This is a genomic window from Aquabacterium sp. (assembly GCF_014378415.1).
GTDB lineage: Bacteria > Pseudomonadota > Gammaproteobacteria > Burkholderiales > Burkholderiaceae_C > Aquabacterium.
This window is the reverse complement of sequence record NZ_JACMNS010000037.1, coordinates 1-11,961: the sequence shown is the minus strand read 5'-3', so window position 1 is coordinate 11,961 and position 11,961 is coordinate 1. Positions and strand designations below refer to the sequence as shown.

Sequence of the window (11,961 nt, the reverse complement as noted above, 5' to 3'; positions counted from 1 at the left end):
GCGCCGGGTCACTCGTTTCTTGAGTCCGTACTCGCTGCTGGCAAAGCTCAGTTGTTGCTTCATCTGCGCCCTCTTGGCTCTGGATCTGTTGCCTATTTATGCAGCACAAATCGTGCCGGAATTAATCAGTGACTCCTTAGACCAAACTGCCTCCGCGAATCCCGGGGCGATTCAGTCGCTGTCACGGCTGATGGATGGGATGATCTCTGATCAGCTACAAACCGCACGGATTGGATCGTGACAAACGATCTGGCTCAAAATTCGCTGGACTCACAGGTGTTGAAAAATGCCAGTGTCGCAAAGCAAGAATTCAGAGAAATCATATCGCCTGCGCAGTCATGGTTTGGATTCGACTAGCCGATGTTGCCAGGAAAGCGGGGCAGACAATATGCCGAGTTAAACGCGGCTTGATGGAAGGCTATCTGCGTCAAGAACTGAAAAACCCGGCTGTTTCGATGGCTTTTGCGTAAGTCCTGTGAGTGAAAGTCTTAACCCCATCCGATCTGGCGGACATGGGCTAACGTGGAGGCCGAATACGCTGGCCCCTTGTGCGTCAAGGCACCGTCGTTAATCGCACCAGTACCGGCTTCAATCCCGTTGAATCCACGTATGTGGCCAAGATCGACGCCCTTGGCGTTGACGCCGGCCGCGGCGCTGAAGTAAGTCCCGGCGTGTAGGTTCACGCCCTTGGCCCTGGCCAGATCCGTCAGATCCTGCGTGAGTCCTTGCTGATGCATGAAGGCGTGCAAGACGGGATCATTTCCAGGGGTGGGCGCCATGACCCAGGAGCCGACGACGGTGCTGCCATCCGCGCTCAGGCTGCGCTTGTTCACGGCCGCGAAGACGTCGCCAGGCGAAGGCGGCGTCAGCACCGTGATCCGCCCATTGGCATGCAACTCCAACGAGCCCACTGGCGCGGTGTCGGCCGGCACGGTGCGTTCCACCAGCACCGTGCCGTTGTCGGCGATGGCCGCCGCGCGGGTGAGGTGACCGGGGGTCTGGTCCAGCCCGCGCAGCGCGCCGCTCAAATCCCACACCGCCGCGTACGGGATCAGGCTGTTGTTCACCACCGAGTTCACTTCACCGGCCACCTCACCCGAGGCGTTGATGGCCTTGGCTTCGCTGCCCACGAAGCGGCTGGTGTCCGTTGGCAGGGCCTTGGCCTGGCTCAGGCTTTACCGCATGGCTTGCATGCTGTAAAGCGCTTCGCCGTTCTGCTGCGTGGCTACCAACTGCGCGAAGCCCGCTGACCAGCCCTTGCCGTTCACGGCGTTGGCGCTGGAACGCTCGCCCAGCGGCGGCTCTTGCAGGCCACCGCCCGGGTAGGCCACGGCTTGTTTGCTGGCCGCGTCGTAAACGATGGGCTGGTAATTCACCTGCTTGACCAGTACCTTGCTGCCGTCTGGGGAGACATCGTCGATCGGCAAGGTCTGCCAGACGTTGGGGAACAACTTGGCCGACGAGACCGACGCGGCCGTGGTCGCAGGCCAGGTGGAGATGTAACTGTTGTAGGTGGTAACCCACACCCACTTGCCGCTGCTTGATGGATCAAGCGCGTAGCCCGCGCTTTTGAAGTAGCCGGCAAAGCCCAGCACGCGGTCTTGCGCGTCAATGAACAGGTTGTGGTCGGTGACGCCCAGGAACGGCGGCTTGAGCGGGGTCATGGCATAGCGCGACTGGGCCTGGTCCGGGGCGGCGAGGATGAAGGCCAGTGGGGCGAGGGCCGCCCAGGCGGCAACCCGCCTCAAGCGTGAAGCCATGGTGTTGAGCGCGAGGTGGAATTTGCCGTGGTCATGTGTTGGCATGGGTGCGCCCGTGAGTGAAATTTTTTTGATCGTGGCATGAGCAATGCGCGCGAATCATTGCGCGAGCGCCGTTTTTTTGATCTTGGGGTATCACCGCGTCGTGTGTCTCCATGAGGTGCGCATGGGCTACCATGACTTTCCCGCTGACTCCTGAGTTGCGCGCCCCTCATGCCTTACCCCTTCAGCAAGACGCGACCGCCCCAAGCAGCCTGCTTGCCGCAGGAGGCGCGCCGCCATTTTGTGACGACGATGTTGGGGTTGCTAGCCAGCCCTGAAAGTGCCTTGGCGGCCACCGCGCCCAAGGCCCACCCGCGCATTGCATTTTTCACGCCCAACAGCGAAGGCAACACTTACTGGCCCCAGGTGTTCCGCATCATGGCGTTCGTGGCCCAATCGTTGGGCTTTGAGTTCGTGCCCTACAGCTTCGGCGTCCAGAATCGATTTAGCCGCTTGCGTGATGCTGTGCAGGCGCTGAGCACGCAGCCGCGGCCGGATGCCGTGATCGCGTCGGTGGTCATCGGGCAAAGCCAAGGCATCCTGGAAGCGGCGCAGTCGATGGGCATCCCGGTGTTCATCCTGGGCCCGCTTTTTCCTGCGGAGCTGCCAACGATCGGTGGTGCGCCTCGGGTGCAATACAAGAACTGGCCGGCGCTGTTCAATTGGGCTGAAGAGCAAAAGGGCCATGCCCTGGCCAAGGCGCTGTTGCAGGCGGCGCAACGGCACATGGCCCTGGCGGACGATGGCCACCTCCACGTGGTGGGATTGGGCGGCGACCCCAGCTGGTTTGGCTCCGGCTTGCGCCAGGCCGGCTTGCGGCGCGCCGTGGCAGAACACCCCAAGGCGGTGTTGAAGCAGGTGGTCCCCACGCACTGGCGTCAACAAGAAGGCGAGCAGCTCACTGCTAAACTGCTCACGCGCTTTCCGCAAGCCAGCGTGTTCTGGGCCGCGAGTGATCAACTGGGTTCCGGCGCCGCGCAGGCCCTCATCGCGGCGGGCAAAGTGCCTGGCAAGACGGCTTTCACCGGTGGCTTGGATTTGTCCGAACTCGGCCTGGACATGGTGTCCCAAGGCCAGTTCGTGGCCACGGCCGCCAGCCCCTTGCTGTCCTATGCGCAGGTGGCCATCCTGGTGTACGACTACCTCCAGGGACGGGACTTCGAGGCAGAGTTGGGCAGCGAGATCGAGTTCCCGGTCTTGGTGGCCACGCGGGACAACGCGGCGCAGCACCAGCGTTTGGACCAGTGCGTGCAACGCATTGATTTCAAGGCCCTCTCCAAGGCCCACAACCCCAAGCTGGCCCGCTACGACTTCTCGTTCGATGCTTTCCGAGAAGCCGCTGGCGCTTGCGCCCGAGCTTGACATGCGCGGCGGCCCCCACACCCTTTCACGCCAGTTGCTCATCCTGGTGATGGGCTACACGCTGCTGCTGTCGATCCCGGTGGGGGTGGTCAATGTGTGGATCACTTACCGCCAGGAGGCCGCCCGCCAGCAGGAGCAGGTCGAGTCGGTCAGGTCCTTGTTCGGGCTGCAGTTGGCCAAAGCCGTGTGGGATTTCGACCAGGCCTCGGCGCAACAGATTTTGTCGAACCTGGACCGGTTTCCCGCGCTGCAGCGTGTTGAGGTGGTCTCGACCGATCTGCGTGCCAGTTATGTCAAGAAGGGCACGCAGCCCGCACCGCCTGACAAAGCGCAGAGCTACCCGCTGATGGCGCCTGAGGGTGGCATGGAGATCGGCCGATTGCGGCTCAATCTGGATGCAGCAGCCTTGCGTGACCAGGTGTGGGAGGGCGTACTACGCACCATCGTCGTGGTGGGCGTGGAGATGGTGCTCTTTGCCATCCTCATCTTCGCGCTCATGCGGCGCAGCGTCACCTTGCCAGTGCTGGCCCTGTCGCGGCATGTGCGCCACATGACGCTAGATCGGCTGCAGGAGTCCGCCCCATGGCCGCGCGCCAAGGTGCCCAACGAGTTGCATGAACTCGCCGATGGCGTGACCCGTCTGCAGCGCGATCTTCATGAGCAACTGGCGCTGCGCGATGCGATTTCACGCACGCTGGAGATGAGCGAGGCGCGCTTGAAGCTGATCGCGGATGGCACACCCAATCAGCTGTGGACCGCGCATGCGGACGGCGCGCTGGATTACGTCAGCAAGAGCGCGCTCAACTACTCGGGCGCCGGCGCCGATCAGTTCCTGGGCAAGGCCTGGACTGCCATGATCCACCCGGATGACTTGCCCCTGTGCAAGGCGCATTGGGCCGCGTGCCTGCAGGACGGGACGACGTACCAGATCGACTGCCGGCTGCGGCGCTTCGATGGCGCGTTTCGCTGGCATGCGCTGATGGCCGTGCCCCAGCGCGACGAGTCGGGTGCGATCGTGAAATGGTTTGGCTCCAGCACGGACCTCCACGATCGCAAGGAGGCCGAGCATGCGCTGGAACAGCAACGCGTTCACCTTGAGCGCCTGGTGTCCGAGCGCACCGCGGCCTTGTTCACGGCCAAGGAAGCCGCCGAAGCGGCCAGCCGCGCGAAGGGAACCTTCCTGGCCAACATGAGCCACGAGATACGCACGCCCTTGAATGCCATCGTCGGGTTGGCGCAGCTCATGCGGGTCGAGGGTGTGACCGAGCCGCAGGCCCAGCGCCTGGACTCGATCCGCGGTGCCAGCCGCCACTTGCTGTCGGTCATCAACGACATCCTGGACCTGTCCAAAATCGAGGCGGGCCGGATGGAGCTGGAGCACCTCGACTTCTCGGTAGAGAGCCTCTTCAACGGGGTGATTTCCATTGTGGCCGAGTCGGCACGCGACAAGGGCCTGACCTTGTCGGTCAACACGGAGGGTGTTCCACCGTGGCTCCGGGGGGATGCGACCCGCTTGCGGCAGGCCCTGCTCAACTACGCGGGCAACGGGGTCAAGTTCACGGAGCGTGGCAGCATGGCCCTGCGCGCCAGGGTGCAGCACCGCAGCGGCGATGAGTTGGTGGTGCGGTTTGAAGTTCAGGACACGGGCATCGGCGTGGCGCCCGACAAGGTGCCGCTGCTGTTCAAGGCCTTCGAGCAAGCCGATGCCTCAACGACGCGACAGTACGGCGGCACGGGGCTGGGCCTGGCCGTGGCCCAAGGCATTGCCCAGTTGATGGGTGGTGAAGTCGGCGTGGACAGCACCGTGGGTGTGGGCAGCACCTTTTGGTTCACGGCCCGGTTGCGGCTGGGCCAAGCGGTGGGGGCGGCCGCGCCAGCAGAGACCTTGGGCGAGAGCAGCGAGGTAGAGCAAGGGCTCCTGCGGCGTGCGGGCGCCACGATCCTGGTCGTGGAGGACAACGCCCTGAACCGCGCGGTGGCGGAAGGGATGCTGAACGCGGCCGGCATGAACGTTGAACTCGCCGGGGATGGATTGGAGGCGCTGACCAGGGCGAAGGTGCAGTCCTATGACCTCGTCATGATGGACATGCAGATGCCCGTCATGAACGGGCTTGAATCCACCCGCGCCATCCGGGCCTTGCCGGGCTGGGCCCAAATACCCATCGTGGCGATGACGGCCAATGCGTTTGGCGAGGACCGCACCGCTTGCCTGGCAGCTGGCATGAACGACTTCCTCACCAAGCCGGTGGACATGCGGGCATTGAACGCGGTGTTGGTGAGGTGGTTGCCTCAAACGTAAGGCAACAGCGCTTTCGCGGCTTCAATGCGCAAGCTCAACTCGACGGTGTCGTTGTTCATGACTTCAAGCAGAAAGCTTTTGGGTGACCGCGTGCCAGGCATCATGCCTGCATCGGTGTCGGGGCCCTTGGAAGACGCGGGCTTGAGTCGTTCCAGCGCCCTTTGAAAATCAGCGCGCTTGATGCTCTCCAGGCGGCACAGCAAGTCGGCCTGGCCATCTGGGCTGGGTGGGATGTCGAGCCACGGTGTCTCGGCAAACACCGGGGCCAGGTCCGGTGCCACGAAGGCCGACCAGTTGCCCGTGGGCGTCTGCAAGGCCGGCACCACGGGGGGGTGTGTCATCAAGCTGATGCGGTCTGCCGCGATGCCAGGCAGATAGCGCCCGCGCAGTGACACCAGGAAGGCCATCGCTGACGCCAGCGGCCAGGGTTCGGCGAGCGAGAACCAGACCTGGTAGCCATCAACGCCGGAGACCGCGATGGCGGGGGCGGGCAGCCCCAGGTCGGCCTGAACGCCTTGCCACACCTTGGAGAGCGCCGCCCAGTCGGCTGGTCGGCCCAGCGCCAGGACCATGGCCAGCACCTGATCGTGGGCCTCGTCCAATTGGGCGCCTTCGCCATCATCAAGGCGGTAAAGGCGTTGCAATTCGGCTTGCAGTCTGTTCATGGCTGGCTCAAGAAAAGGGGCTGGTCAAGCATACTGGATGGCCATGATCACACTTCACCATTGCGTCAGCGCCCGTTCGTTTCGCCCTTTGTGGATGCTGGAAGAACTGGGTCTGCCTTACGCGCTGAAGATGCTGTCTTTCCCGCCACGTGTTCACGACGTGGCTTACCTGGCGCTCAACCCGCTGGGCACGGTACCGACCTTGTTCGACGACGGCGTGTGCATGACCGAGTCGGCGGCGATCTGCCAGTACCTCGCGGCGCGCCACCCGGCCGCGCGCCTGGACGTGGCGGTGGATGAGCCTGCTTATGCGGCCTACCTCAACTTCCTGCATTTTGGTGAGGCCACGCTGACCTTTCCGCAGACCTTGATCCTGCGTTACGCGCATTTTGAGTCCCCCGAGCGAAGGCAGCCGCAGGTGGCCGAGGACTACGCCAAGTGGTTCCTGGCCCGGTTGCGCACGCTGGAGCCCTTGCTGGCGCAAGAGGAGTTTTTATGCGCGGCCCGCTTCACGGCGGCCGATGTCTCGGTGGGCTATGCGCTGTTGCTGGCCAGCCACCTTGGCTTGGCTGAGCGCTTCAAGCCCGCCGTGCGAAGCTACTGGCAGCGCTTGCAGCAGCGACCAGGGCATCTGCGTGCTTTGGCGGCGCAGCATGCTGCTGCCGTAGCGCAGGGTGTGTCAGCGGTGCCCGCGCCTGACGTTCGATGAGGAGGGCATCGCCAGTACCATTCCCCCGTCGGCCCAAGGGGAGGGTGTCATGCAAGGTCGCGCGCACAAGCGTCCCGTTCAATCGGGTTTTTTCATCAGCTATCTGAAGGGCGACTACAGATTGGCGCGCTCGTACTGGTTGCACTCGGTTTTCTTTGCTTGGGTGCTGTTGTACCTGGCCGGCTTGGCCGTTGCGCAGATCGCGGCCGTCGGTGTGCGCTACGTTTCCATGGCCGTGCTGGCTTTTGAACCGCTCGCCTTGATGGTCTGGGTTTGGTCCACGGTCGGCACCTTCATGTCCGCCATCAAGCAGGTGTTCGCTGGCGAGGGAGGCCGGTTCTGGGCCCTGGGAGGTCGCCATGGGCGAGCAACCGGGCGCGAGTCGTTCACCCTGGCCTTCCTGGCGGGCCACGAGCGCACGGCTGCGGACCAGGCCCGTGTCGGCTTTCACCAGGCCCGTGCCATTGGCGAGGACCGCCAGCGCGCCACCCGCCAGCACCCGGCGGGGCGGAGCCGGCCCGAAGAAGAGGCCCTGTACATGCAGGCCGGCGTCAGCGCTGCCTTTGCGCGCAAGGTGGTGAACGTGCCCTTTGCTCAAATGTGGGTGCCCACGCGCCAGGAACTGCTTGACGCGCAGGTGCTTGCACGGTGAGCGCTTGATCGCCTAGGGAGTGCCCTCGTCGCCTACTGGCGCCACTCTTCTTCCGACTTGGTGCTGCATTCCGGATCGGTCGGGTTCACATTGCAGCGCACCCGCTTGATGACCTTGAGCCCGCGCTTGTCGTAGATGCCTTGCTGGGCGATGTCGATCCGCGACTCGCGCAGCATCAGTGAATATTTGTAGGCGTTCTCGGGCGACAACTCTTGCCAGGTGGTGGGTGGGATGCTGTTGTCGGCCTGCTTGATGAACTGCAGCGCCCGGTCGAACTGACTTAACCAGTAAGTTCTGGAGACCTCGCCCATGCCCTCCGGAAAGCGGGTCTTGTTGAAGATCATCTGGTAGGTCAGGATCATGATCGGGAAGCGCACGACAGCCCCGCCATCGCCAATGCCCCGGTACAGCTCCAGAGGCTTGTAGGCGATGGAGGGCGAGGCCACCATGTCGAGCAGTCCGCTGTTGAACTTGCCGGCAAAGGTGGTGATGTCGGCCGACACGGGGATCGCGCCCATGCGCTTGATCATGATGGCCTGTGCCTTGTCGTGGTCGAAGGCTGCGATGCGCTTGCCAGCCAGGGCCTCGACGGTGTTGATGCGCCGGTCGTGGACCATCGGGTAGGCCGCGCCCAGCGGCATGATGCCGCCGACCTCGTGGTCGCCCTCCACCATCAGGGCTCTGGCCGCAGGCGAAGCGTAGGTCTGAATCAGCTTGCGAACCACTTCGTAGCTGCTCGGCATGTCGATCTTGCCGTCGCGGACGATGGTGGTGGACCCCAGCGTGTCAATGGCCCCGGTGGTGCGGTTGAACTGGCGGGCACGAAAGGCGGTGGTGATGACCGCATCGCACTGGCCCGCGCGGTAGTCCTCGGTGGCCTGGCGCTCGTCGGTGTAGCCCTTGAGCGTGATGTTGGCGCCGAACTTCTGCATGGCCAGCACGTAGTCCTTGGTCATGCTGAACAGGTCGCCCGAGGCACCCAGCATGTCGTAGACGCAGACTTTCTGGCTGGGGGCGGCCTGGGCGCTCAGGCTGGCCAGGGCCATCGTCAAGGCAGCCAGGTTGGTTCGATTCAAGGGGTTCACGCGGGGGTTCTCCTGTTTTTTGGGGGATGAATCAAGTGCGTCGATTTTTTGACGGCGTTGGATCCGGGTTGATCAGGTCATCATCCAGGCTCGGCATGAGAACTTCACCATGCGGACCCCACTCCACGTGCGTGATGCCCGGCTCCTGTTCTTCCAGTCGCCTTCTCTCGGCCTCCTGGGCGCTCAGGTGATTGTGCCGCACCAGCCGTCTCAGACATGAACACATCGGTGCTGGTTGTTGACGATTCCGCCATGGCGCGAAAGATGTTGATTGCGGCCTTGCCGCGATCCTGGGACGTTTCAATTCGACAGGCTTGTAACGGCCAGCAAGCGCTTGACGCCTACCGGGAAGGCGGAGTAGGCGTGATGTTCCTTGACCTGACCATGCCAGTGATGGATGGCTTCCAGGTCCTGGAGCACCCTCGCAAGGAGGACATGAATTGCCTGGTCATGGTGGTGTCGGCCGACATTCAGCCTGAATCACAACAGCGCGTGAAGCAGCTTGGCGCCATCGCGTTCATGCGCAAGCCAACCAACGCTGACGCCGTTCACGCGGTGCTCAAGGACCATGGGTTGACTCTATGAGAGCCGCACTGCTGAACGAAGATCAGCGCGATGCGCTGCAAGAGATCACCAACATCGGGATGGGCCGCGCGGGCGACTCCATTGCTCGGATGTTTGACGAGTTCGTTGAGTTGACGGTGCCGCGAATCCTGACTTTGCAAGGGGCGCATCTGCCTGACAAGATGGCCGAGATGGTGGGCTGCAAAGACGTTTCGGGGGTTCGCCAGGCATTTCACGGACAACTTCGGGGCGAGGCCCTTGTCATCTATGACCACCAGCACGGCAATCAGTTGGCCGAGTTGTTCGACTACGAGCCAGACTCGACCGATGGCTCTGAAAGCGAACTGCTGCTGGACGTCACCAACGTGTTGGTGGGTGCCTGCCTGGGCGGCATGGCCGAGCAGCTCAAGGTTGACATCGGGTTCTCAGCGCCTTCGCTGATGGGCAATCACGGCGCAGTGACAGACCTGCTTCGTGTCGGTCAGATTGAAACCAAACAGGTGCTGTTCGTTGAAGTGAACTTCAAGTTGGAGAGGCGCAGCTTTTCCTGTCATCTCATCATCCTGATGTCGGACACCCAGATCGCCATGGTTGAACGCGCGATCGATGCCTTCATCGAAAGGTTCTGACATGCCCATGGACGATCAATCAGAGATGCTGAACTTCATCGTGGACCACGTCGAAGTGGGCCTCTTCGCTGTTGATCTGGATTTTCGCATCACCCTTTGGAATGGCTTCATGGCCATGCACAGCGGGAGGTCGTCAGAAGAGGTGATGGGGCGCCATCTGTTTGAGTGCTTCCCGGAGTTGTCCTCCAAGTGGCTGGAAAGAAAAATCAAGAATGTGTTCTTGCTGAAGCACTATGCCTTCACATCCTGGGAGCAACGCCCCTATCTTTTGAGGTTTCCGCACAACCGATCAGTGACCGGCGGCATGGAGTTCATGCGGCAGAACTGCACCTTTCTGCCTGTCAAGCGTGGCGACACGGTTCAACATGTTTGCGTGGCGCTTTTCGACTACACCGACACAGCGCTTTTCCAGCGCCAGTTGACGGCGACCATCGCGGCACTCGAGGTGGAAAAAGGTGAGCAGCGCAAGCTGATCGCACAGCTCGCGGAAGCCCAAGGCCAATTGTTGCAGGCGGAAAAAATGGCCTCCATTGGCCAGCTTGCGGCGGGGGTGGCGCACGAAATCAACAACCCGATTGGTTTTGTGAACGGCAATTTCGGCAGCCTCGAAAGCTACATCACTGACCTCATGAGCTTGCTGGTGGCCTACGAAGGCCTGGAGGGTTTGCTCCATCAGCATCCAGAAGCGTTGGCGCGTGTGCAAGTGATCAAGCAAGAGATCGACATCGGCTTTCTCCGAGAAGATGTGCCGCAGCTTTTTAAGGAAAGCCGCGATGGGCTGGACCGTGTCAAACGCATCGTTCAGGAATTGAAGGATTTCTCGCGGGTTGACCAGACTGAATGGCAAATTGCGAACCTGCACCATTGCCTGGACAGCACGCTTGGCATCGTTCAGAACGAAGTCAAGTACAAGGCGGAGGTGGTCAAGGACTATGGCGATTTGCCCATGGTGGAGTGCATGCCCTCACAGTTGAACCAAGTTTTTCTGAATTTGCTGGTCAACGCCTCTCAGGCCATCACTGGGCACGGACAAATCGTCATCCGTACCGCGGTCGAGAACGAGTGGGTGGTGGTGTCGGTGTCGGACACCGGAGCGGGCATCCCCCCAGAGCTGATCAAGCGGATTTTCGATCCATTTTTCACCACCAAGCCCATCGGAACTGGCACCGGACTGGGTCTTTCGGTGTCGTACAGCATCGTGCATCGCCATGGCGGCCGCATTGAAGTGGACACCAAGCTGGGGGCAGGGACCACCTTTTCGGTGTGGTTGCCGGTCGTTCAAAGCGCGAAGGCAGACCAGGAAGCGTAGTCCTGCGGATCGTGTCTAATCCCCCCTGGGCCACGGGCATTGAGCCGCGTGGCAGACAGAAGAATGCATTTGCGCCGGAATTTCAGCAGCTCCAGACTCGTTCGCTTGCTCAGTGATGCCGCCTCGGTGGATGTGGACGCGTCCCGCCAGGATGTGGCCGAAAAACTGGGCCTGTGGCTGAGCACGCTCGACACCCTCCAACTCCATGCCGCCCACCAATCAATCAAGGCGTTTGCCGAAGAGACGCCCGCGCACGTGCGGGCCGCGACCAGCCACCCCCTGGAAGAGGATGTCCACCGGGTGCGCTCGGCCATGGTGCAGGCGATCACGGCAAACGGTGCTGCCAAGGCCATCGAGACGGACGCCGGTTACGCGCCCTATCGTCAGTGCTACCTTGAGCAACAACGTCACATTGAATCCAAGATTGCTTCATTGAGATCCCACGTCCGGCAAGTCCTGTCGCGGGCCTCCCCCCAACTCAAGCAGCTGGCCTACCTGGACACCGTGATGGACCAGGTGATCGGTGGCCGCGAGCAAAGGCTGATGTCCACGGTGCCCGTGCTGCTTGAAAAGCGCTTCGAGCAATTGCGCCGTGCCCAGCCGGACGGTTGGCACGACACTTTCCGCCAGGAGTGGCAAGACGTCTTGCTGGCCGAGATGAACGTGCGCCTGCAGCCGGTGGTGGGATTGATGGAAGCATTCAGCAACGAGGTCAAAAAATCGCCATGAACAGGATTGTTTTTGCAGTCGCCTTTGCCATCGGCCTGATGGTGGTGGGCTGGGTCGGCGTGGGGTTCATCGGCGCCAGCCCACTGGCCCTGCTGATGACGGTGCTGATTGCTGGCGTGTATTTGCTGGGCGCGTTTGAGCTCCAGCAGTTCCGGG

13 protein-coding genes are annotated in these 11,961 nt (G+C 62.1%); 9 read left to right on the top strand and 4 right to left on the bottom strand.

The window, feature by feature from the left end; genetic code table 11:
* Positions 1 to 241, top strand: a 241-nt coding sequence (locus H7225_RS04005) for a hypothetical protein (protein WP_290659495.1), incomplete at its 5' end; no start/stop codon positions are given.
* Between the two features lie 247 nt (positions 242 to 488).
* Here the strand turns inward: H7225_RS04005 and H7225_RS04000 are convergent.
* Both H7225_RS04000 and H7225_RS03995 read right to left on the bottom strand, forming a co-directional pair.
* Entirely contained in the window at positions 489 to 1,130 is a 642-nt protein-coding gene (locus H7225_RS04000) for a hypothetical protein (protein WP_290659494.1), read from the bottom strand.
* Between the two features lie 45 nt (positions 1,131 to 1,175).
* Entirely contained in the window at positions 1,176 to 1,805 is a 630-nt protein-coding gene (locus H7225_RS03995; RefSeq protein ID WP_290659493.1) for a hypothetical protein, read from the bottom strand.
* Between the two features lie 249 nt (positions 1,806 to 2,054).
* Here H7225_RS03995 and H7225_RS03990 point away from each other — a divergent pair, with 249 nt between their 5' ends.
* Positions 2,055 to 3,164 (top strand): substrate-binding domain-containing protein, encoded by a 1,110-nt coding sequence (locus tag H7225_RS03990; protein ID WP_290659492.1) that lies wholly within the window; start codon positions 2,055 to 2,057, stop codon positions 3,162 to 3,164.
* 1 nt (position 3,165) lies between these two features.
* Complete coding sequence (locus H7225_RS03985; protein WP_290659491.1) at positions 3,166 to 5,463, top strand: hybrid sensor histidine kinase/response regulator; 2,298 nt, start codon at positions 3,166 to 3,168, stop codon at positions 5,461 to 5,463.
* Here the strand turns inward: H7225_RS03985 and H7225_RS03980 are convergent.
* Positions 5,454 to 6,128 (bottom strand): hypothetical protein, encoded by a 675-nt coding sequence (locus H7225_RS03980; RefSeq protein WP_290659490.1) that lies wholly within the window; start codon positions 6,126 to 6,128, stop codon positions 5,454 to 5,456. The genes H7225_RS03985 and H7225_RS03980 overlap by 10 nt on opposite strands.
* A 43-nt stretch (positions 6,129 to 6,171) precedes the next feature.
* Between H7225_RS03980 and H7225_RS03975 the strand changes: the two genes are divergently transcribed.
* Together H7225_RS03975 and H7225_RS03970 are read left to right on the top strand one after the other, a co-directional pair.
* Complete coding sequence (locus H7225_RS03975) at positions 6,172 to 6,837, top strand: glutathione S-transferase family protein (protein WP_290659489.1); 666 nt, start codon at positions 6,172 to 6,174, stop codon at positions 6,835 to 6,837.
* A gap of 49 nt (positions 6,838 to 6,886) precedes the next feature.
* Positions 6,887 to 7,489 (top strand): hypothetical protein, encoded by a 603-nt coding sequence (locus H7225_RS03970; RefSeq protein WP_290659488.1) that lies wholly within the window; start codon positions 6,887 to 6,889, stop codon positions 7,487 to 7,489.
* A gap of 32 nt (positions 7,490 to 7,521) precedes the next feature.
* Here H7225_RS03970 and H7225_RS03965 read toward each other — a convergent pair whose 3' ends face one another.
* A complete protein-coding gene (locus H7225_RS03965; RefSeq protein ID WP_290659487.1) occupies positions 7,522 to 8,565 on the bottom strand; it encodes a putative solute-binding protein in 1,044 nt (347 codons plus the stop codon).
* Positions 8,566 to 8,790: 225 nt separating this feature from the next.
* On the opposite strand from H7225_RS03965, the gene H7225_RS03960 reads away from it, so the two are divergent.
* From H7225_RS03960 to H7225_RS03945, 4 genes are all read left to right on the top strand, one after another.
* Positions 8,791 to 9,159, top strand: coding sequence for a response regulator (locus H7225_RS03960; protein ID WP_290659486.1), 369 nt, complete (start codon positions 8,791 to 8,793; stop codon positions 9,157 to 9,159).
* On the top strand, positions 9,156 to 9,767 hold the full coding sequence (locus tag H7225_RS03955) for a chemotaxis protein CheC (protein WP_290659485.1): 612 nt from the start codon (positions 9,156 to 9,158) through the stop codon (positions 9,765 to 9,767). The genes H7225_RS03960 and H7225_RS03955 overlap by 4 nt, the downstream gene beginning before the upstream one ends.
* 1 nt (position 9,768) lies before the next feature.
* Positions 9,769 to 11,076 carry an ATP-binding protein gene (locus H7225_RS03950; RefSeq protein WP_290659484.1) on the top strand — a complete coding sequence of 436 codons (1,308 nt, stop codon included), beginning with the start codon at positions 9,769 to 9,771 and terminating at the stop codon, positions 11,074 to 11,076.
* A gap of 63 nt (positions 11,077 to 11,139) precedes the next feature.
* Positions 11,140 to 11,805 (top strand): DUF3348 domain-containing protein, encoded by a 666-nt coding sequence (locus H7225_RS03945; RefSeq protein WP_290659496.1) that lies wholly within the window; start codon positions 11,140 to 11,142, stop codon positions 11,803 to 11,805.
* Positions 11,806 to 11,961: the final 156 nt, after the last annotated feature.

Coding starts and splice junctions, on each gene's coding strand:
- H7225_RS03980 (WP_290659490.1), bottom strand. CDS start 6,128: ATGAACAGACTGCAAGCCGAATTGCAACGCCTTTACCGCCTTGATGAT.
- H7225_RS03945 (WP_290659496.1), top strand. CDS start 11,140: ATGCATTTGCGCCGGAATTTCAGCAGCTCCAGACTCGTTCGCTTGCTC.
- H7225_RS03975 (WP_290659489.1), top strand. CDS start 6,172: ATGATCACACTTCACCATTGCGTCAGCGCCCGTTCGTTTCGCCCTTTG.
- H7225_RS03985 (WP_290659491.1), top strand. CDS start 3,166: ATGCGCGGCGGCCCCCACACCCTTTCACGCCAGTTGCTCATCCTGGTG.
- H7225_RS03995 (WP_290659493.1), bottom strand. CDS start 1,805: ATGCCAACACATGACCACGGCAAATTCCACCTCGCGCTCAACACCATG.
- H7225_RS03950 (WP_290659484.1), top strand. CDS start 9,769: ATGCCCATGGACGATCAATCAGAGATGCTGAACTTCATCGTGGACCAC.
- H7225_RS03970 (WP_290659488.1), top strand. CDS start 6,887: ATGCAAGGTCGCGCGCACAAGCGTCCCGTTCAATCGGGTTTTTTCATC.
- H7225_RS03960 (WP_290659486.1), top strand. CDS start 8,791: ATGAACACATCGGTGCTGGTTGTTGACGATTCCGCCATGGCGCGAAAG.
- H7225_RS03955 (WP_290659485.1), top strand. CDS start 9,156: ATGAGAGCCGCACTGCTGAACGAAGATCAGCGCGATGCGCTGCAAGAG.
- H7225_RS03990 (WP_290659492.1), top strand. CDS start 2,055: ATGTTGGGGTTGCTAGCCAGCCCTGAAAGTGCCTTGGCGGCCACCGCG.